The 18584-nt window shown below is 55.8% G+C and carries 20 protein-coding genes and 1 pseudogene; 12 read left to right on the forward strand and 9 right to left on the reverse strand.

Annotated elements, in window-relative coordinates; translation table 11 throughout:
* Nucleotide 1: 1 nt before the first annotated feature.
* The 6 genes from ACFQW4_RS03365 to ACFQW4_RS03390 all read left to right on the forward strand — a co-directional run bounded on the left by ACFQW4_RS03365 (nt 2) and on the right by ACFQW4_RS03390 (nt 4969).
* Nucleotides 2-721 carry an ABC transporter permease gene (locus tag ACFQW4_RS03365; protein WP_377723784.1) on the forward strand — a complete coding sequence of 240 codons (720 nt, stop codon included), beginning with the start codon at nt 2-4 and terminating at the stop codon, nt 719-721.
* 9 nt (nt 722-730) lie between these two features.
* Nucleotides 731-1417 (forward strand): ABC transporter permease, encoded by a 687-nt coding sequence (locus ACFQW4_RS03370; RefSeq protein WP_061719022.1) that lies wholly within the window; start codon nt 731-733, stop codon nt 1415-1417.
* Nucleotides 1414-2190 (forward strand): ABC transporter ATP-binding protein, encoded by a 777-nt coding sequence (locus ACFQW4_RS03375; RefSeq protein ID WP_064741357.1) that lies wholly within the window; start codon nt 1414-1416, stop codon nt 2188-2190. The genes ACFQW4_RS03370 and ACFQW4_RS03375 overlap by 4 nt, the downstream gene beginning before the upstream one ends.
* A gap of 295 nt (nt 2191-2485) precedes the next feature.
* Nucleotides 2486-3793 carry a sensor histidine kinase gene (locus tag ACFQW4_RS03380; RefSeq protein ID WP_377723786.1) on the forward strand — a complete coding sequence of 436 codons (1308 nt, stop codon included), beginning with the start codon at nt 2486-2488 and terminating at the stop codon, nt 3791-3793.
* Nucleotides 3794-3797: 4 nt separating this feature from the next.
* Nucleotides 3798-4409 carry a response regulator gene (locus ACFQW4_RS03385; protein ID WP_350262235.1) on the forward strand — a complete coding sequence of 204 codons (612 nt, stop codon included), beginning with the start codon at nt 3798-3800 and terminating at the stop codon, nt 4407-4409.
* An 86-nt stretch (nt 4410-4495) separates the two neighbouring features.
* Complete coding sequence (locus ACFQW4_RS03390) at nt 4496-4969, forward strand: heme-binding protein (protein WP_192414724.1); 474 nt, start codon at nt 4496-4498, stop codon at nt 4967-4969.
* Between the two features lie 231 nt (nt 4970-5200).
* On the opposite strand, the gene ACFQW4_RS03395 is transcribed toward ACFQW4_RS03390, so the two are convergent.
* Nucleotides 5201-5761: a thioredoxin gene (locus ACFQW4_RS03395; RefSeq protein ID WP_217547695.1), complete on the reverse strand. Its 561-nt coding sequence runs from the start codon at nt 5759-5761 to the stop codon at nt 5201-5203.
* Between the two features lie 280 nt (nt 5762-6041).
* Here ACFQW4_RS03395 and ACFQW4_RS03400 point away from each other — a divergent pair, with 280 nt between their 5' ends.
* Together ACFQW4_RS03400 and ACFQW4_RS03405 are read left to right on the forward strand one after the other, a co-directional pair.
* A complete protein-coding gene (locus ACFQW4_RS03400) occupies nt 6042-6311 on the forward strand; it encodes a hypothetical protein (RefSeq protein ID WP_101761136.1) in 270 nt (89 codons plus the stop codon).
* A gap of 122 nt (nt 6312-6433) precedes the next feature.
* Nucleotides 6434-7450 carry an NAD(P)-dependent alcohol dehydrogenase gene (locus ACFQW4_RS03405; protein WP_008108001.1) on the forward strand — a complete coding sequence of 339 codons (1017 nt, stop codon included), beginning with the start codon at nt 6434-6436 and terminating at the stop codon, nt 7448-7450.
* A 79-nt stretch (nt 7451-7529) separates the two neighbouring features.
* Here the strand turns inward: ACFQW4_RS03405 and ACFQW4_RS03410 are convergent, their stop codons facing one another.
* Both ACFQW4_RS03410 and ACFQW4_RS03415 read right to left on the reverse strand, forming a co-directional pair.
* A complete protein-coding gene (locus tag ACFQW4_RS03410) occupies nt 7530-9266 on the reverse strand; it encodes a DUF2534 family protein (RefSeq protein ID WP_377723789.1) in 1737 nt (578 codons plus the stop codon).
* A 72-nt stretch (nt 9267-9338) separates the two neighbouring features.
* Complete coding sequence (locus tag ACFQW4_RS03415; protein WP_137387179.1) at nt 9339-9755, reverse strand: DUF2946 domain-containing protein; 417 nt, start codon at nt 9753-9755, stop codon at nt 9339-9341.
* A gap of 246 nt (nt 9756-10001) precedes the next feature.
* Between ACFQW4_RS03415 and ACFQW4_RS03420 the strand changes: the two genes are divergently transcribed.
* Together ACFQW4_RS03420 and ACFQW4_RS03425 are read left to right on the forward strand one after the other, a co-directional pair.
* Nucleotides 10002-10223 (forward strand): type II toxin-antitoxin system Phd/YefM family antitoxin, encoded by a 222-nt coding sequence (locus ACFQW4_RS03420; protein ID WP_110867236.1) that lies wholly within the window; start codon nt 10002-10004, stop codon nt 10221-10223.
* A pseudogene (locus tag ACFQW4_RS03425) lies at nt 10220-10597 on the forward strand (type II toxin-antitoxin system death-on-curing family toxin). Before ACFQW4_RS03420 ends, ACFQW4_RS03425 begins: the two are co-directional and overlap by 4 nt.
* Nucleotides 10598-10606: 9 nt before the next feature.
* Here ACFQW4_RS03425 and glsB read toward each other — a convergent pair.
* Nucleotides 10607-11530: a glutaminase B gene (glsB, locus tag ACFQW4_RS03430; RefSeq protein WP_210080081.1), complete on the reverse strand. Its 924-nt coding sequence runs from the start codon at nt 11528-11530 to the stop codon at nt 10607-10609.
* 145 nt (nt 11531-11675) lie between these two features.
* On the opposite strand from glsB, the gene ACFQW4_RS03435 reads away from it, so the two are divergent.
* Together ACFQW4_RS03435 and ACFQW4_RS03440 are read left to right on the forward strand one after the other, a co-directional pair.
* The gene (locus tag ACFQW4_RS03435; RefSeq protein ID WP_377723792.1) at nt 11676-12026 is read left to right on the forward strand and encodes a cupin domain-containing protein; all 351 of its coding nucleotides are present in this window, start codon (nt 11676-11678) and stop codon (nt 12024-12026) included.
* Between the two features lie 82 nt (nt 12027-12108).
* A complete protein-coding gene (locus ACFQW4_RS03440) occupies nt 12109-12573 on the forward strand; it encodes a heme-degrading domain-containing protein (RefSeq protein ID WP_210080080.1) in 465 nt (154 codons plus the stop codon).
* Nucleotides 12574-12682: 109 nt separating this feature from the next.
* Here the strand turns inward: ACFQW4_RS03440 and ACFQW4_RS03445 are convergent, their stop codons facing one another.
* The 5 genes from ACFQW4_RS03445 to ACFQW4_RS03465 form a co-directional block, all read right to left on the reverse strand.
* Nucleotides 12683-13996 carry a c-type cytochrome gene (locus ACFQW4_RS03445; RefSeq protein WP_377723794.1) on the reverse strand — a complete coding sequence of 438 codons (1314 nt, stop codon included), beginning with the start codon at nt 13994-13996 and terminating at the stop codon, nt 12683-12685.
* A 2-nt stretch (nt 13997-13998) separates the two neighbouring features.
* On the reverse strand, nt 13999-15768 hold the full coding sequence (locus ACFQW4_RS03450) for a GMC family oxidoreductase (RefSeq protein ID WP_377723796.1): 1770 nt from the start codon (nt 15766-15768) through the stop codon (nt 13999-14001).
* 18 nt (nt 15769-15786) lie between these two features.
* Nucleotides 15787-16515 (reverse strand): gluconate 2-dehydrogenase subunit 3 family protein, encoded by a 729-nt coding sequence (locus ACFQW4_RS03455; RefSeq protein ID WP_101761126.1) that lies wholly within the window; start codon nt 16513-16515, stop codon nt 15787-15789.
* Nucleotides 16516-16722: 207 nt separating this feature from the next.
* Entirely contained in the window at nt 16723-17547 is an 825-nt protein-coding gene (locus ACFQW4_RS03460; RefSeq protein WP_377723798.1) for a sugar phosphate isomerase/epimerase family protein, read from the reverse strand.
* Between the two features lie 17 nt (nt 17548-17564).
* Nucleotides 17565-18578 carry a LacI family DNA-binding transcriptional regulator gene (locus tag ACFQW4_RS03465; protein WP_110867234.1) on the reverse strand — a complete coding sequence of 338 codons (1014 nt, stop codon included), beginning with the start codon at nt 18576-18578 and terminating at the stop codon, nt 17565-17567.
* Between the last annotated feature and the right edge of the window lie 6 nt (nt 18579-18584).

Raw genomic sequence — 18584 nt, forward strand, 5'->3', positions numbered from 1 at the left:
TATGGCTATTGATTGGCAAATCTTAGGTTTTGGTGACGAAGGTTGGGGCGGCGTGTTGCTTAACGCCGCCACGGTAACCGTCACCGTTTCATTGTGTGCATGGCTGCTGGGCGCAATCCTTGGCAGCCTGCTGTGCTGGATGCAGATTGGTGGCGGCCGCTGGCAGCAGCGGCTCGCCAAAGGCTACATCACGCTGTTTCGTGGTGTGCCGGAGCTGCTGGTGATCTACCTGTTCTATTTTGGTGGACGTCAGGTGGTGTCGTTTGTCGGGGAAAGTCTCGGCTTGCAAGGTCCGTTCGACGTGAATGGCTTTGTCGCCGGCGCGATTGCCATCGGCCTCATCTCCGGCGCATATCAAAGTAGCGTGTTCCGCGGTGCGTTCTACGCAATCCCGAAAGGGACGCTGGAAGCCGCAACGGTTACGGGCATGGGCCGATTGATGCTGTTCCGCCGCATGATTGTGCCGCAGGCGCTGAAAACCGCGCTGCCGGGCATGGGAAATCAGTGGCAATCGGTGATCAAGGAGTCGGCGCTGGTTTCGGTCACTGGTTTGGTGGAAACCATGAACCAGATCTCCACCGCCTCCAACTCGACGCAAATGCCGTTCTTCTTCTACAGCGTTGGCGCGGTGATCTACCTGATCATCACCACCTGTTCCGATTTTGTTTTCCGCTATGTGGAAAAAGTGGCCATGCGCGGGCAACAACGCGCGCGGTTGTAAGGAGCCACGATGGATGTCACTTTCCTGCAGCACACCTTAGCTGCACTGCTGCGCGGCCTGCCGCTGACGCTGAATCTGGCGCTGCTGTCACTGTTGGGCGGCGGCGTATTGGCGCTGCTGCTCAATCTGCTGCGGCAGAATCGCTTCGGAAGCTACGTTACGCGTTTCTATGTCTGGGTGTTTCGCGGCACGCCGCTGCTGATTCAGATCTTCATGATCTATTACGGCCTCGGCAGCTTGCCAGCGGTGCGCGAAAGCGTGCTGTGGCCGCTGTTGCGCGATCCTTATTGGTGCGGTTTGATTGCATTAATTCTTAACGATGCGGCTTACACCTCGGAGATTCTGCGCGGCGGGTTAAACGCAGTGAGCGTGCAGTCGCTGGAAGCTGCCAAAGTGAGCGGTATGTCGCGCTTCACCACGCTGCGCCGCATTACGCTGCCGCTGGCGGTGCGTCAGGCATTACCGGCTTACAGCAATGAAATTATCTCGATGATCAAATCGACCTCGCTGGTCAGCACCATCAGTTTGATGGAGATGACCGGCATCGCTGATTCCATTGTCTCCGAGACCTTCCGCGCGCTGGAGGTGTTTATTAGCGCGGCGATTATCTATCTGCTACTGACCGTGCTGGTGAGTAAAGCGGTGGCGCTGCTGGAGCGCCGTTTGTCCCCTTATCACGTTGGAGCACGTCCATGAGTAAACCCACTATCGCACTGAGTCATCTCAGAAAAAGTTATAGCGGGCACGAAGTGCTGCACGATATTAGCCTGACGGCGCAGGATGGCGACGTGATTTCGCTGATTGGTGCCAGCGGCTCTGGCAAAAGTACCTTATTGCGCTGCATTCCATTTTTAGAAGTGCCGCAGGGCGGGGAAATCGCGGTGGGTGACGAAGTGGTCACTATCGATAATCCCGATGAGAAGTTGAGCCGCGAGCAGCAGCGCCGTATCAAGCTGATGCGTATGCAGCTCGGTTTTGTCTTCCAGGGTTTCAACCTGTGGCCGCACAAAACCGTGCTGCAGAACATCATCGAAGCGCCAATTCATGTGCAGAAGCGCAGCAGTAAAGAGGCGATTGAAGAGGCCGAAGCGCTGCTGCAAAAAGTGGGATTGTACGAGAAGCGTAACGCGTGGCCATCGCAGCTTTCGGGTGGTCAGCAACAGCGCGTGGCGATTGCCCGTGCGCTGGCGCAGCAGCCGAAAGCCATTCTGTTTGATGAGCCGACCTCCGCGCTTGATCCTGAGCTGGTAGGCGAAGTGTTGCGCGTGATTCGTAGCCTGGCGGAAGAGGGGCGCACCATGATCATCGTCACACACGAAATGGGCTTTGCACGCGATGTCTCGAACAAAGCGGTGTTCCTGCATCAGGGCAAGATTGAGGAAGCCGGTTCGCCGCAGCAGGTGTTCAGCGATCCCCTCTCCGCGCGCTGTCGCGCATTTGTGAGTAGCCACTTACAGCGCAATAGCTAACAGCAGTTTCATTTCCCTTCGCACCAGCAACGAGAGTGAGCTGGTGCATTTCTTCTGCGTCTCATGTTTTACCTAAATTTCTTCCTAATTGAAGCCATTGCTCTAGCAACGGGTGGTCCGGATAGCAGCAACCACGCGCCAGGCACACTTCTGAAAACACGCGACGACCGGGAAAAGTCGTTGAATCCCTCTACGGCGCGGGTTAAAACGTTTGACTTTAGTCAGGCCTCCTTTGCTGGAGTACTTCTTTACTGCATAACCACGGAACTCTATGCCGCACACTTACCGACCATGGATGAAAAGGTATTGGCTGGTCTGGCTGCTGTTAACGCTGATCACCTTGATAGCGTTATTTACCGATCAAATTTTGCAGCAGCAGCGTGTCGGCGAGGCGCGATTTAACCAGCAGTTTAACCGTCTCGCCGCCTATCAAACGCAGAATGAAACGCTGTTGCCGCTGCTGAATGGCGATGAGGAACTCGCCTCTTTGCAGAGCAAATTCCCGCAGCTTGTCCTGTTGGAACACACCGTAAATCGTCCGTTAACCGCGCCGCGTTTTGAAGAAGTGAGCGGTGGTCGCTATTGGCTCTACAATCCCTATCGCCAGATTCGCATGCTGATCGATTTGCATTTTGCCCTGCAAACCTCGGATGTGGCGCTGGCGCTGGCTTTTCATATCCACGCACCGCCCGCCATGCAAACGGTGAACTATTCGGACACCGCGCGCTGGCAATGGCAGCGGCCGTTCATCAATCACTATCAGCCATTCTTGCTGAAAGGCAGCGCCAATCCCGACTGGCGTGCGCTGCATGCGCTGCCATTTATGCTGGCGCTGCTGGTGTGGCTGGTAATTGGCGGTTTAGGCTGGTGGCTACTGCGTCACTGGCGTCAGCACGTGGAGATGCGCCTGCGCGCGGACTATTTCCAGCGGACGCGACGTGAAGCATTGGGCGAGTTTACCGCTGGCATCATTCATGAAATTAATCAGCCGCTGACAGCCATCAACACCTGGCTGCACAGCAGTGAGCTGCTGCTGAAACAGGGCAAGTACGAGAATCTGCCGCAGGCGCTCAACGCGATGAACCTGCAAACCGAGCGCCTCGCGGCGTTGCTGCAACGCTTTCGCGACATCGTGAGCGAACGTCCGGTGGCGATGACCGCCGTGAATCCGGAAGCCATCTGGCGGCGCGTGACGGTGCTGCTGCAACAGGAACTGGATGAGGGCGATGTCACGCTGCGTCAGCAGTGGCAGCACGGTCAGGCAAAAGTATTGAGCGATCCCCAATGGCTGGAACAGGTGTTCCATAACCTGTTGCAGAACGCCATTCACATGCAGCAAGGACGTCCCGATGCATGGGTGAACATGGCATCTGAACCTATTCCTCACGGCATCAAAATCATCATTAGCGATAACGGTCCCGGCTTCTCGGCGGAAGGATTAGCGCAGGCTTGCATGCCGTTTTACAGCTCGCGCGCCAATAGCATGGGATTAGGCATGACGCTGGTCGAGAGCTTGATGTTACGCATGAACGGCCAGCTGCGGCTGGCAAATCGCGCTGCAGGCGGCGCGGAGATTACCTTAATTTTCCAACTGGCGGAGTAACGGAATGGTCGCAAAGGTTTGGTTAGTGGATGATGATTTATCCGTGCGTGAATCGCTCGGTTTTCTGCTTAAAACGCTGGATTACGACGTGGCCGATTTTGCCGATTTGGCCACATTTGAAGCGGCTACGCAGGCGCAACAACCGCTGCGCGGCTGTTTGCTGTTGGATGTGCGCATGCCGGGCATCAGTGGCCTGAGCTGGCTGGCGGAGCAGGGCGATCGCCATCCGCTGCTTCCGGTGATCATCATGACCGGTCACGGCACCATTGATGCCTGTCGCCGCGCATTTCGTCAGGGCGCTTTTGAGTTTTACACCAAGCCGCTGGAGATAGAACCGCTATTGGAGACCATTCATCTGGCATTCAGCGAAAGTGAGCAGCGTGCCGATCGCTGGCAGTCGCAGCAGGGTTTGCAGGCGCGGTTTGCGCTGTTATCGGCGCGTGAAAGTGAAGTGATGCAGTTGATGATTGCCGGGCAAACCAGCAAAGCGATCGCGCGTGATTTATCGCTTTCGCCGCGCACCGTGGAAGCGCATCGCGCGGCGGTGTTTGCCAAGCTGGAACTCAATAATCTCGCACAGTTGATTCACGCCTGGCAGCAGTTGAACCAGGTATAACTACCTGGCCGAACGGGTAATCGCCCGAATATTTCTTTTGCCCGCCGCGCTTTACAGTGTCACTCACTATCAAACAGGAGTGACACATGAACATCCGCCTTTCTCTGATTGCCGCTGCGGCGGCCCTGGTATCCTTCGGCAGCCACGCTGCATTAACCGAATCCAACCTGTCCCTTGCTGACGCACAGAAGCTGGCGAGCGCCGCGATTCAATCGTGTGCGGCGAAAAACTACAACGTCACGGTGACCGTGGTGGATCGTGCTGGTTTGGTGAAAGCGGTGCAGCGCATGGATAACGCCGGTCCGCACACCGTTGAAGCCAGCCAGATGAAAGCCTATACCGCGCTGAGCACCAAAAACCCAAGCGGTAAAGTGATGGAAGCCGCACAGAATAATGCTGGTGCGCAGAACATGCGTGATATTCCAGGCTTCCTGCTGCTGGCGGGCGGTGTGCCGGTGAAAAGCGGCGACCAGGTGATTGGCGCAATCGGCATCGGCGGCGCACCGGGCGGCCATTTGGATGAAGCCTGCGCGGTGGATGCGTTGAAAGTCATTCAGTAATACGCACCAGGTCGTCATTGATGGCGACCTGGTTAGTTACGGCGCGACAGTGCAAAACAGATTAGCGGCATCGGCAAGTTAACAGCAGCAGTTCGACAAGCAACCGTGCCCGACCGCGTGCCTGTGACAGCATAATTAGACAGATAGCGATTGTCGGCGTTGAGGCAAGTAGTGCTAGCGAAAATCTATTGCGAAATCATACTAAAGGCCCGCCGCAACGGGCCAAAGGCGTTAAGCGAGGATGCGTTCAGCCCAGGATTCAATCTCGTCGCCGCTGCCGATATCCAGCTGCACCAAACCGTTGGTGATGAAGGTTGGTGAAACGTGGATACCGTTTTGCCGCGAGTATTTGCTGTGCCATTTGATCTCATTCTGCAGCTCGGCACGCAGAAAAGGTTCGCGCGCGTTAACGCCGCTGTATTGCTCCAGACGATCGAGAATCTGATTCGGCGTGGCATCCATATTCGGGCCGTGGCTATGATCGGTAAACTCGAACTCTTCACGATGATCCGCCACCGCCTGCAGCACCTTTTTGGCGGCTGCTTTGCCCTCCGGCAAGGTTGAGGCGGCAAGGATGTAGCGCACAATCACGCCGGAATACATATGCCACGGCTGTGATTGCAAACGAATTTTTAATGTCATCTTCTCTTCGCCTACCCGTTGCAGCAACGCGTCCAGCTTGTTGAATGCGCGCACGGAAAACGGGCAGGTGGGTTCCAGAAATACTTCGAACACTTTCGGGCCGTGGCCCCAAACCAGCGGATCGGCGTGTAATGCGGTGGATTGGCTCATGGTCATTCCCTGTTGCAGCGATAAAAGTTGTCTTACTTTGGCAAAGCGCGGCACGAACAGCCAGCGTGGGCTTGTGCTTTTTTGTTACAAAGCCATTCGATTGCTGCAAATGTGGCGAAAGAAAAATCGTTTTATAGATCCGCGAGCTATAAGAAACTCAGCCTGCAACCGCCTTGCACAGAAAATAAGCGGCTATAGTTAATCCTGTTTCAATCTTCTGACTTGTAGCATTTTTGATTCATTTGCCTGGAGCCAAACGTCAAGAGCATCGAGGTTCAATGTGTTTGCCAATCTCTCCTGGAAAATCATTCATCAGGTTCTCAATGAAACCATTGCCGAGTTAATGGATGAACACCAAACGCTGGACGTTCCCACTTTGCGCGAGCGGCTGCTGGAGATGGCGGAAAGCGAATCCGATGAACTTATGGTGTTGTGTTACTGGCAAGCGAGCAAAGTGCTGACGCGCTTGCCGCCCACGGTGACCGCCAGCCAACTGATTGAAGAGGCGCGCGTAGCGTACCGCACGCCGCTTAATCACGATCCGCTTTAACCCTTGATGCTTTTCAGCGTTTTAATCGCGTTAAAGCGGCTAAGTGACGGATTAATGGTCAAGAGCGGGAAACACGCTCTGCTAGACTTGCCCTGTCAAAAACGTGGATACAGAGGACAGTAATGAAAATCAAAAGTTATGCCGCCTTGAACGCGGGTGAAGCGCTGGTGCCTCATGAGTATGAAGCCGGTGAACTGGCTGCTGAAGAGGTGCAGGTTGAGGTCGATTACTGCGGTGTTTGTCACTCAGATTTGTCGATGATTGATAACGAGTGGGGCATCTCCTCGTTCCCGGTGATTGCCGGCCACGAAGTGATTGGTCGCATCAGCGCGTTAGGGGATGCGGCGCAGAATAAAGGCTTGAAAGTGGGCCAGCGCGTGGGCATCGGCTGGACGGCGAAAAGCTGCCAGCACTGTAATGCCTGTATCAATGGCGAGCACGTTAACTGTGAGAACGGTTCAGTGCCAACCATCATGAACAAAGGCGGTTTTGCCAGCCATCTGCGCGCCGACTGGCAATGGGTGATCCCGCTGCCAGAAGCGATGGATTACACCTCGGCGGGTCCGCTGCTATGTGGCGGCATCACCGTGTTTAAACCGCTGTTGATGCATCATGTCACCGCCACCAGCCGCGTCGGCGTGATCGGCATCGGCGGCCTGGGCCACATGGCGATTAAATTGCTGCGTGCGATGGGTGCAGAAGTGACGGCATTCAGCTCCAATGCCAGCAAAACCGAATCAATCAAAGCGATGGGTGCGGACCGCGTGGTAAATAGCCGCGACCCGCAGGCGCTGAATGCGCTGGCCGGTCAGTTTGATTTGATCATCAGCACGGTAGCGGTGGATCTCGACTGGGCGCCGTACTTCCAGGCGCTGGCCCCGCACGGTAAATTCCACACCGTCGGCGCAGTGATGAAGCCGTTCGAAGTGCCAGCGTTCAGCCTTATTATGGGCGATCGCGCGGTGACCGGTTCCTCTACCGGTTCGCCAGGCCAGCTGCGTTCACTGATGAAACTGGCGTCGCGTGCGGATATCGCACCGCAGGTGGAAGAGTTCCCGATGTCTAAAATCAATGAAGCGCTGGATCACGTACGCGCGGGTAAAGCCAATTACCGCGTAGTGTTGAAAGCCGATTTTTAAATCTCAATGACAGGTCGCCATGAATGGCGATCTCAGGCCGTACGGTGCGCATTCCTGCGCACCATTAAACTCCACGCACTTATCCCCGATCATCCTTTTCGCCGAGGAAGAAATACCACAGTGGAATCGACGTCAGCGCGGTAAATACCGTGGTGTACAACGCAATCATAAAGCCCTGCGTGATGTACATGGTCAGCGACCAATGGCTGAACGGAATGCCATATTGATCGATAACGCCGCCGATAATCGCATTGCTCATCACCGTGCCGACAATCAGCGCCAGGATAAACAAACCGCGCAGGAAGTAGCGCATCTCTTTACGCTTCACGGCAAATCGCGCGCGAATAATGCCCAGCGGAGATTGCTGTGAAGCCAAGAGCGCGGCTTCATCGAGCGGTGCGCGTTGCTGTTTGCGCCAGCGCAGAATGTCCAGCAGCAGGAACGCCAGCAAACTCGCGCCCATCACCGGCAGCGCATAACCCAGCGCCAGCGCCACCATTAACCAGGCGACTTTGGCGTAGTGCTGTAACGCCATCCAGGTTTCGGTTAGGGTCTGTGCCGGATTCGCTTCGACATCTTTTGGCCGACGAATCCACCACATACGATAGCCGAACACGATCATGCTGCATAAACCGAGGCCAAAGAACGCCAGCAGCAGCTGATTGGGTAAACCAAACAGCACGCCCATATGCGCATCAACGCCCCAGCGCGTCAGCTTCGCCACCAGCGGGAAACGGGCAAAGTAGACGTGATCCACCACGCTAAAATCCTGCGGATTCACCGACACCGCATCAACTCGCGTAGGCCAGCTGCGATCGATCTCCGTCACCGCCCACGCGTTATCTGCGCTTTTCGGCTGACGCAGTTCGAGCTTCGCCGCGCTCAGTCCATCCTGACGCGCCGCATTCAGCACGCGATCCCAGTCGGCATCAGCGGCGTTATTGCGCGCCGGTTTGGCGGGCGCTGCCGTTGGTTTGGTCATCGACGACATCGGCATACTCATGCCCGGCATATCCCTATCCGGCATGTGATCGGCGTGCGCATCGGCCGGTGCAGCAGGCGCATCGCTGTTGAGCGAAGTATTCACCTGTGGCGTCAGCCAGTTCAGTTCGGTACGCATGCGATCGATATTACCGCCCGCCCACTGCGACCACGTCAGGCCGGTCACCGAGAAGAACACCAAACCGATCGCCAGCGTCAGACCGAGCGTAATGTGCCAGTGGCGGCTGAAGGCGAAACCGCTGCGCGGTTGCTTCAGCTTACGTTTCGGACGCGTTCCCAGCCACAGCACCACGCCGCCGAGAGCGGCCACCCACAGCCAGGACGCCGCCAGTTCGCTGTAGTTACGACCGAAATCGCCTAGCAGCAGGCTGCTGTGCAGTAAGTCGATGGTGGTGCGCAGCGGCAACACACCGCTGGTGCCGTAAACCGGCATATCGCCTTTCACTTTCAGGCTGTAGGGATCGATAAACACCGCGCGAGACAGTGATGCACCGAGCGTGGCGTCGCTGAACTGCACGCGCGTGGTATCCGTTGTGCCCGGCGCAGGACGCACCGCGTAGATGTGCTGGTTTCCGCCCGCATAGGCACGGGCCGCGCTGATTTGTGCAGACAGCGGCTGCGCGTTGCCTTGAGGTTCAGCGGTTAGCGCATCGGCATAAATCAGGTTTTCCAGCTGGGGCGTCAACACATAAAGCGTGCCGCTGAGCGCCGCAACAAAGATGAACGGGGCGACAAACAGACCAATATAAAAATGTAAGCGACGTAGCAAATTAAGCACCGCGCCGCGCGGTGCTGCAGAGTGAGCAGCAGACAAAGCCGTCTTCCTTCCAAAAAGAAATTGTCTTAGCACATCGCTCAGGCTGAGCGTGCGCTGCAATAAATGAGGTCAGCAGGAAAGCGGTGCAGGCGGGGCGCGCGGACGATGAATGCTGCTAACGCGACGCACAATCGGCGCAACCACGTGGGGCAGCGGCGGGGCGCGCGAGATCACCATGATCAGCCAGATAAACGGAATAAACACCCACATCAGGAGCGGGACATGCACCAGCAGATCACAATAGCCGCAGGCAAACTCGCCGTCGTCCATCATGTGATGGCTCATGCCGGGCATCGGCATATCCGCCATCATCATTTCATGATGGCTCATTGAGCTATCCATCATGCTGTGCTGCGGCATCGCCAGCAGCTGGCTTTGACGCTCCATCAACGTTTTCGACACAATCGGCGCGACGAACAGCAGCAGCACCGCCACAATGGCGACGCAGGCAGTCAAACGCTGGCGGAAGTGATGTGTAAACGTCATGGTTGCTAGTGGATGATTCCGTAAATGAGGCGGAAGTGTAACGCGATTGACGCTGATGGGTTAAAAAAATAGAGGCTATTTAAGAAAAAATTCGCACCTTTTGAAAATAGTCACTTAAAGAGATGCGGCTGTTAACGTTAATGCAACCTGATAAAAACAGAGCGGAAACATAACATCGCGTCAGGAAATACCATTGATGACAAAGGTCAAGAGATGTACCATTCACCTGTACATGTTGGAGGTATTATGAACAAGTTTACTTATACCAGCGCCAGAGAGAATTTATCTCAGGTTTTGGACCAGGCGATTGCAGGCGAGGCCGTTGAAATTACTCGACGCAGCGGTGACTCAGCGGTTGTCATCAGCAAAGCCAGTTTCGAGGCGTATCGAAAAGCCGTACTGGATGCTGAATTCGCAGAGTTAATGGGTGAGTTTGATGCATCTAATAAAGCGTTAACAGATAGATGATTCACGTTTCTGCCGAGGAGGTTATCGCACTTCACGATTACCTTTTAAAGCGTTATGCCGGTGTTGCAGGAATGTCCGATCCCGGAAGAGCAGAAGCTATTGTTGCCCGCGTTATTAATCGTGAATATTACGAAGGGATTTAGGATATTTTTGAGCTTGCAGCAACCTATTGGGTGGCAATCTCACGCGGGCATATTTTTGCCGATGCAAATAAGAGAACCTCGCTTAACGTAACCATGTTGTTTTTAAAGCGTAATGGAATACGCGTACATGACCGGCCTGAATTAGTCGAATTGACGGTCATGGCAGCAACTGGCGAAGCCGGAGTGCCTTATCTGGCAAACCAATTGCGCGCATTCTTCGGATCGCACTAACCACATTGTCTAAAAAATCGATCTTCCCAATCGCTCGGTAAGTTTCTCCAGCAGCGCGGTGCCCGCTAAAGAGTTGCCCGAATGATCCAGCGCCGGCGACCAGACGGCGATACTCATGTCACCGGGTATCACCGCGACAATGCCGCCGCCGACGCCCGACTTCGCCGGCATGCCCACGCGCCAGGCGAATTCCCCGGCACCATCGTACATGCCGCTGGTCATCATCAGCGCGTTCACCTGACGTGCCTGGCGCGGTGAGATCACCGCCGATTCATCATCCTGCGTGCGGCCATGATTGGCGAGATAGAGAAAGGTGCGCGCCAGTTCTTCGCAACTCATCGCCAGCGAGCAGTAGTGAAAATAGGTTTCCATCACTTTGCTGACATCGTTATGGAAGTTGCCGAAGGATTTCATCAGCCAGGCGATGGCAGCGTTGCGCGCCGAATGTTCGTATTCGGAGCGCGCGACGACGCGGTCGTAATGGATGTCATTTTGCTGCGCCAGACGGCGCACAATTTCCAACATGCGCTGGCGTGGTGCTGTCAGGCGGCTTTCCAGCAGATCGCACATCACCAACGCACCGGCATTGATAAACGGATTACGCGGTTTGCCCTGTTCCAGCTCCAGCTGCACCAGCGAGTTAAATGCCTGTCCCGACGGCTCTTTGCCGACGCGTTGCCAGATTTCACCCTCTTCATACAAGGTAAGCGCCACGCTGAGCGACAGCACTTTGGAGATCGACTGAATGGAGAAGCGCGTCGCGGCATCGCCCGCCTGAAAACAGCGTCCGTCGGGCGTGCAAATGGCGATGCCGAGCTGATCGGCATCCACGTCGGCCAGCGCCGGAATGTAATCCGCCACCTTTCCCTGCTGGGTGAGCGGACGAACTTCGCTGACAATCTCTTCTAGCAATGCATTACTGAGTTCCGACACCTTCACACTCCGTGTAACCACTATTGGCCAGGATGATGGTGATTTGCGCGCAGCGCGTCAATCGGCGGCGCAAAATTCTGTGAGCCTTCTGGGTGAAGCCTGCGTTACAGTGCGGGCTGATTTCATTAAATGTCGAGCCCGCGCGATGATAACTAACTTGTTTCGCGATTTCCCCGCCGCCGCACAGAACGGCAACGCAGAGACGTTTGAAGCGCTGCTGACGCAGCCCAATCTGCATATTGAACGCATCGTTTCTACCGGAAAAGCCAGTCCGCCCGATTTCTGGTACTGCCAGACGCAAGGGGAATGGGTGCTGGTGTTACAAGGATCGGCAGGATTGCAGCTGGAAGGGGAAACGCAGGAGCGTCACTTGCAGGTCGGTGATTTTGTCGAGATCCCAGCTGGCTGCCGCCATCGCGTCAACTGGACCGACAGCAAGGGCCCAACGGTGTGGCTCGCGGTGCATTACGGTGCGATTCCGGTTAGCACAATCTGAAGTGAGAACCTCATCACATGCGAAAAATTCATTCCATGATATAAAATATGGAAAATTTATTTCAAATTGAGAGGATTCTATCATGTCATCGCTGCCGTCCTTAGAAACCTTGCAGCAGCAGGAAGCCGAGCATCGTTTACCGCAGTTTGATTTCGATTTAGCGTGGCAAATCGGCCAAAGCATCCAGCAGCGCGCGCGTGAAGACAATGCGCCTGTGGCTATCGAAGTCTATGCGTTTGGTCAGGTGCTGTTTCTGGCGGCGTTGCCAGGATCCGCCCCAGAAAATCTGGAATGGATGCGTCGTAAGCGTAATACCGTGCTGTTGACCGGCCACTCTTCGATGTATGTGGGGCTTATGAATGAACAGAAGGGCGAGCGTATGGCGCAGCAGCGCAATATCCGCCAGGAAGATTACACCGATCACGGTGGTTCTTTCCCGCTGCTCACTGCTCAGGGCGCGATTATTGGTGCAGTCACCATCAGCGGTTTACCGTCTGCAGACGATCATGCGTTAGCGCTGTGGGGGATTACTCAGCTGCTGCGCTGATGCATCGATAAAAGGTCGCCATAACTGGCAACCCTTGTATCCTGAAAGTGTTGCTGGTTAGCGACCAGCAACGACTCTGAACGGTAACCAGAAGCTCGGTGGAGAAACGCTATTTCATTACCGGTACTTTCAGCTTAGCGCTTGCGCCGGTGGCTTTGCGCAGATCGGCGACCTGGCTGGCTTTCACCTCGGCAGCCTGATTACCCCACGAATTCCTCACGTAGTTCAGCACATCGGCCATTTCCTGATCGTTAAGCTTCCAGGAGAATGCCGGCATGCCTGCGGACGTTGGTCGGCCTGCGGTGTGCGGCGCGCGGGCACCGTCCAGCAATGCGTGGATCATGTTGGTGGGATCGTTCTGCATCGCGCCATTGCCGGCAAAAGCGGGCACCATGCCGGTGATACCTTCACCCGACAACCCGTGACACGCCGAGCAATCCACTTCATAGCGCAGTGCGGCCCGATCGTGACGCGTTTTATCCATCACGAATCCGGCGGCTTGCGGCGTGGAAGAAGCCGGTAAGCTGCGCAGATAAGTGGCGATAGCGTGCAAATCACGATCGTTAAAATACTGCGTCGAGTGCTCGACCGCTTCGGCCATTGGACCCGCCGCCACGCTTGCACCGTTCGAACCGGTTTTCAGGTAGTCAGCGATCTGCGCGTCGCTCCATTTGCCAATGCCAGCATGAGGATTCGGCGTGATATCCGGCGCGTACCAGCTTCCCAGATTGCCACCTTGCAGATATTGGCTACTGATTTCGCCGCCCAGCGCGTTGCGCGCGGTGTGACAGACGCTGCAGTGCGCCGGACCATCAACAATATACTTGCCGCGATTCCACTCATCATTCTGCGCGGTTTGCGGCTTGAACGCGCTGTTATCGAAGAACAACAGGTTCCAGCCAGCCATCGCCAGGCGAATGTTGTAGGGGAAATTCATGCCCGCATTTTCATCGATGGCGTTGTGCACCGGTTTTTGTGCCGAAAAGTAGGCCCAAAGATCGTGCATATCATCATCGCTCATCTGTGTATAAGCGGTGTACGGCATCGCCGGATAGAGGAAGCCGTGTTCGCCGCGTCCCTGACGCACCGCGTTAAAGAAATCGCGCTCGGTCATGTTGCCGATGCCGGTTTCACGATCCGGCGAAATGTTCGAGGTCTGCAGCGCGCCAAAAGGCGTATCGATTGTGTAGCCGCCGGAGAAGTCCGCATTGTGACAGGCGGCGCAGTCGGCGAGGCGCATCACGTATTCACCGCGTTTAATAGCGGCATCGTCATTGCTGTGGAAATCGGCCAACTGCACGTTGTCGTCGGCAACGTTTGAGCGCGCGCTGTCTAACACCACCCACAAACGGCCCGACGCCGCGATGCCCGCAATCACCGCCAATGCGGCGAGCGTGTAGGTAATTTTCTTTGCTTTCGCCATGATTACGCCCCCACCAGCGGTGCCGGATTATGGATGTACTTCTGGTGGATCGCCTGCGCAGCACGCACCGCCAGCGCACCAATGGTGATGGTCGGGTTATAACCACCGTTGTTCGGGAAGGCGGATGCGCCGACCACAAACAGGTTGTGCGCATCCCAGCTTTGCAGATAGGGATTGAGTGCGGAGGTGCTGGGATCGCTGCCCATCACCGCGCCACCAATGGTGTGCGAGCTGTGCTGCTGGTACGGATTCCAGCTCTTCTCCGCCTGGTTATCCACCACGATATGCTGGCCGCCGGTCTCTTTCATGATGTCGATGGCGCGATCGGTAACGAATTTCGCCATGCGCACATCGTTCTGGTTCCAGTCGAATGTGGTGCGGATCAGCGGCTGGCCGTGACGATCTTTGTAGTTGGGATCGAGATCGAGATAGGCTTCGCGCATCGGCATCGAGGTGCCCTGACAGAAGATGGTACCGGCGGTTTGGTAATCGCGCTTGTAGCCCGCTTTCCACTCGCTGCCCCAGCGTTTGGTGCCGGGACGCAGGCCGTTCATGTTCTGAATTGGACGACCGTTGGTGGAGAAGCCCATGATGCCCGCGCCGCCGATGAAATCGAGATCGCTGTGGTCGAAGTTATCGCCGTTGAAGTCATCAATCTGCACCGCCAATGCGCCGCCGCCGATGAACGGGTTCATAAATTCGTTATCGAAGAAGCCGTTGACGCTGGAGCAGGTTTGATAGTTGTAGTTACGGCCAATGGTGCCGCGACCGGTCAGCGGATCGTATTGTTCGCCCACGCCGGAGAGCAGCATCAGACGCACGTTATCCATCTGATAAGCGGTGATGCAGACGATATCCGCCGGCTGGAAGCCCTCCACGCCATCCTGGGTGATAAATTTCACACCTTTCACCGTTTTACCGTCGTCATGCTTTACGGCGTGCAACACTTCCGTTTCGGTCAGCAGCGTGAAATTTGGACGTCGCATCAGTACCGGCAGAATGCACGCTTGCGGCGATGACTTGGAGAAGTTGCCGCAGCCGTGGAAGTCGCAGAAGCCGCAATAGGTGCACGGACCCATGCTGACGCCGAGCGGATTGACATAAGCTTGCGACAGATTACCGGCCGGCACCGTGAACGGGTGATACCCCATGCTTTCGGTGGTTTTGCGATACTTGCTCATCCAGTGCGTATCTTTCAGCGGCGGGGTTGGATAGTCGCGTGAACGCGGGCCTTCGAAGATATTGCCGCCTTTTTGTGGCTGGCCGTTGAGATTGCCCGCGATACCGGAAGTGCCCGCAATACGCTCGAAGCGATCGTAGAACGGCGCCATTTCGTCGTAGGTCACGCCCCAATCCTGCAGCTGCAAACCCTGCATCTTTTTCGCGCCGTAACGTTCGCGGGTTTGCTTCGCCACTTCAAAATCCCACGGCGTAAAGCGCCATGACATGCCGGCCCAGTGCGTGCCTGCACCGCCAACGTTCCAGCCAAACTGAAACGCTGACCAGTTACGTACCGGCGCTGCCAGCTGATCGCTGCGGTTGCGGAAGGTGGTGGTTTCCACGCTCATCGGCTGCAGGATTTTGCGGCGCGTGTGGAAACGCAGTTCATCGGCATCAATGGCGACCGGGAAATCGGTCGAGGTATCGCGCCAGGCACCGCGTTCAATGGCGACCACGTTAAGTCCCGCGCGGGTGAGCTCTTCCGCCATCACCGAACCGGCCCAACCTAAGCCGACGATGACCACGTCAGCTTTATTTCTTACTAATGACATTGACTCAGCTCCGGCTATTTAATCGTTAGGAATGAGGCTGACGGGAATAAGCGCCAGATTTTCGTTGCGGCGTTCGATATAAGGGCGATAGTCATAGCGTGCGCCGGGAAAACCGATCATCTTCCAACCCACCATATTTTTATTTCCGCCATAAATCGGATCCGCTAAATAGCTTTCACGCGCGTTTTGCAGCATTAATTCAAACAGCGCCTGGCTATTCACGTCTTTTCCTAAATCGATCTTGCCGTCTTCCATTGCTGTCAGGAATGTATCGATCTGTTCAGCTGATAAGGTATGTAATGAAGCCTGATGCTGTTGCTGCGCCCACTTTTCCAGCGCGGCTAAACCGGTTAAGTAGCGCGCTTTTGGCGGGGTAAGAAATTGCGGGCTGCCCATCAATGCCGCTTCATTTTCCGGATGCAGCGGCGCCTGCAAATAGAGCGCCGCGCCAGAGCCATAATCACCGGCTAACTGGTTATCGAGGAATTCAATCGCGCCCGCTTCACTGGCGGAAGGGCCAAGGTCATCGGCGGGGATTAGGCGGTCAAAAATGGCTGCCAGATTCAGGCGATCCAGCGGATTGGTGAGCACCTGATAACCGTCTTGCCATGCCGGTTGCGGCAGGTGATCGGTGCTGAGTTGGGTTTCCAGCGGGACATTGTGCAGCTCTTTCGCCCGCAGCTGCGGCGCGACGGCGAGGGATGCCACAATTCCACTGAGCGAAAAGAGCGCTTCTCTTCGGTTCATACTTTTTATCCCTTAAACTTCAATAGATGAATATTGACAGAGCACGACGTTCAGATATTTCAGACGCAATGACCGTGCGCAAATAGCGCGCAGGCGCTAGCGACGAATCTGCGTTCGTTATTGTTTTTTCAGAGGTAGGGTAAATATACGGTCGCCATTTATGGTGACCGTATTTACGGGAAACCCGTTTATCGGGCTCCCTTTATGTTAATGAATATATTTATTCATATCTTCATAGCAGTGACGGGAAATATCCCATAAATCGTCTTCCCAGTTTTGCGGGCTTAATAATTCCGGTGACCAAACGCCGTCGTAGCCGGTAGCTTTTACCGCCGCCACCCAGGCGGCAATATCCACATCGCCCTGGTCTGGTGCGTAGTCGCGCTGTACCCACTCATCCCAGGCTTCACCCGGCTTGGCCGCGCGGCCATCGCAGAAATGCACGCCGTAAATCAGATCTTTATCCATGCGCGCCACTTCAGCAGGCGTGGTGCCGCCGCCGGCATGCAGGTGCCAGAAATCCACCACCACGCCAAGATTGTCTTTGCCGCTCTGTTTAATCAGATCCAGCGCGTGTTGCAGCGAATTGAACGCGGTGAAGGCGACGACTTCAATCTGGAATTTAATGCCGTGTGGTGCGCCGATATCGGCGATGGCGGAGATATTCTCCAGCAGGATGGCATCACGCTCGGCGGCGGAAAGATGATCGAGTTCGGTCAGCGCCATGATTTGCACCACCGGACAACGCAGTTCCACCGCGGCCTGGCAGATTTTTTCCGCTTCGCGCAGCAGCTCAGCTCGCGCTTCCGGCTCATGGCGGCCAATACGTTTCAGCGCATTGATGCAGGTAATATCGACGCTGTATTTCGCCATCAGATCGCGGTAGGCAGCATAGCTGCCACCGTTATCCAGATAGCGATACAGATGTTCTGGCAGGATCTCCAGCCCGCTAAAGCCAGTCTCATGGGCGATGCGTAACTGAGTGACGGCATTGCTGTACCAAACAGACACGCCATGCAACGACAACTTCATCTCTCCTCCTTGTTACCTTACGGCTTCAGGTGAGAGCGTCGAATACGCAATTCTCCCTGAGACCAAACGCCACCCGGAGTGGCACGTTCATCAATCAGCCGGTTCAGGGCTTCAGTGATGATCAAATCAATACGCTGGCTGAAGGTGGTGAGCTGCCAGCTGGGCAAGCTGGCTTCATCGATGTCATCGAAACCCACCACCGCCATGAATTTGTTGCCTGCACCTTCGCGTAAGGCCGCCAGCGCGCCGAGCGCCAGCACATCGTTTTCGCAAAACAGCGCTTCAACCCGCTGATCGGGCGCGTGCGCGTTGAGATATTCAGTCAACGCTGCGTAGCTGCGTTCGCGGGCGTATTCACCGGCGGTGAGCAGCACTTCCAGCGCCAGGCCAGCTTGGTTCAGCGCAAGTTGCAGACCTTCCAAACGCAGCGTGTGATGGCTGCTGGTGGCCGGGCCCATCATGTACCCGATGCGCGTATAACCTTGCGCCAGCAGCAGTTCGCCCAGCTGTTTGCCCGCCTGCAAGCCGTCGATATTGACCACTTCAATATCCGGCTCGTCATTGTTACGGCACACCTGCACCAGCGGAATGTGGTGCATTTCACGCGCCACGGCGACCAGCTCATCACTCAGCACCGTGCCGAGAAACAGCATGCCATCGACCTGCAGCTGATCGGCCAGCGACAGCACCGCGCGGTAGTTTTCACCGCTACCAATATTCAGCAGCAGCGCCATGTAGCCGCGCTGCTGTAGCTGGCGGGTGACGGTGTCGAGCATCAGCATCGAGTGCGGATTTTTCAGCTCGTCGATCACCACGCCAATAATCTGTGTCTTCTTCTGCGACAGGCTGCGGGCCAGCAGGTTAGGGCGATAACCCAGCTCGGTGGCAATCGCGATTACGCGTTCGCGCGCTTTCTCGGAAATTGACGCGCCGGGCGTAAAGGCACGCGATACCGTCCATTTCGAGACGCCAGCCAGTCTTGCCACATCGCTGGCGGTGGCTTTGTGGGATTTTGCGGTTGGTTTACTCATAGCACC

The sequence above is a fragment of the Pantoea sp. GCM10028869 genome, from assembly GCF_042666835.1.
Taxonomy (GTDB): domain Bacteria; phylum Pseudomonadota; class Gammaproteobacteria; order Enterobacterales; family Enterobacteriaceae; genus Pantoea; species Pantoea leporis.

Bases quoted from the DNA above. Each gene is read 5' to 3' on its own strand.
- ACFQW4_RS03365 (WP_377723784.1), top strand. From the start codon at position 2: ATGGCTATTGATTGGCAAATCTTAGGTTTTGGTGACGAAGGTTGGGGC.
- ACFQW4_RS03370 (WP_061719022.1), top strand. From the start codon at position 731: ATGGATGTCACTTTCCTGCAGCACACCTTAGCTGCACTGCTGCGCGGC.
- ACFQW4_RS03375 (WP_064741357.1), top strand. From the start codon at position 1,414: ATGAGTAAACCCACTATCGCACTGAGTCATCTCAGAAAAAGTTATAGC.
- ACFQW4_RS03380 (WP_377723786.1), top strand. From the start codon at position 2,486: ATGAAAAGGTATTGGCTGGTCTGGCTGCTGTTAACGCTGATCACCTTG.
- ACFQW4_RS03385 (WP_350262235.1), top strand. From the start codon at position 3,798: ATGGTCGCAAAGGTTTGGTTAGTGGATGATGATTTATCCGTGCGTGAA.
- ACFQW4_RS03390 (WP_192414724.1), top strand. From the start codon at position 4,496: ATGAACATCCGCCTTTCTCTGATTGCCGCTGCGGCGGCCCTGGTATCC.
- ACFQW4_RS03395 (WP_217547695.1), bottom strand. From the start codon at position 5,761: ATGAGCCAATCCACCGCATTACACGCCGATCCGCTGGTTTGGGGCCAC.
- ACFQW4_RS03405 (WP_008108001.1), top strand. From the start codon at position 6,434: ATGAAAATCAAAAGTTATGCCGCCTTGAACGCGGGTGAAGCGCTGGTG.
- ACFQW4_RS03415 (WP_137387179.1), bottom strand. From the start codon at position 9,755: ATGACGTTTACACATCACTTCCGCCAGCGTTTGACTGCCTGCGTCGCC.
- ACFQW4_RS03420 (WP_110867236.1), top strand. From the start codon at position 10,002: ATGAACAAGTTTACTTATACCAGCGCCAGAGAGAATTTATCTCAGGTT.
- ACFQW4_RS03435 (WP_377723792.1), top strand. From the start codon at position 11,676: ATGATAACTAACTTGTTTCGCGATTTCCCCGCCGCCGCACAGAACGGC.
- ACFQW4_RS03440 (WP_210080080.1), top strand. From the start codon at position 12,109: ATGTCATCGCTGCCGTCCTTAGAAACCTTGCAGCAGCAGGAAGCCGAG.
- ACFQW4_RS03445 (WP_377723794.1), bottom strand. From the start codon at position 13,996: ATGGCGAAAGCAAAGAAAATTACCTACACGCTCGCCGCATTGGCGGTG.
- ACFQW4_RS03450 (WP_377723796.1), bottom strand. From the start codon at position 15,768: ATGTCATTAGTAAGAAATAAAGCTGACGTGGTCATCGTCGGCTTAGGT.
- ACFQW4_RS03455 (WP_101761126.1), bottom strand. From the start codon at position 16,515: ATGAACCGAAGAGAAGCGCTCTTTTCGCTCAGTGGAATTGTGGCATCC.
- ACFQW4_RS03460 (WP_377723798.1), bottom strand. From the start codon at position 17,547: ATGAAGTTGTCGTTGCATGGCGTGTCTGTTTGGTACAGCAATGCCGTC.
- ACFQW4_RS03465 (WP_110867234.1), bottom strand. From the start codon at position 18,578: ATGAGTAAACCAACCGCAAAATCCCACAAAGCCACCGCCAGCGATGTG.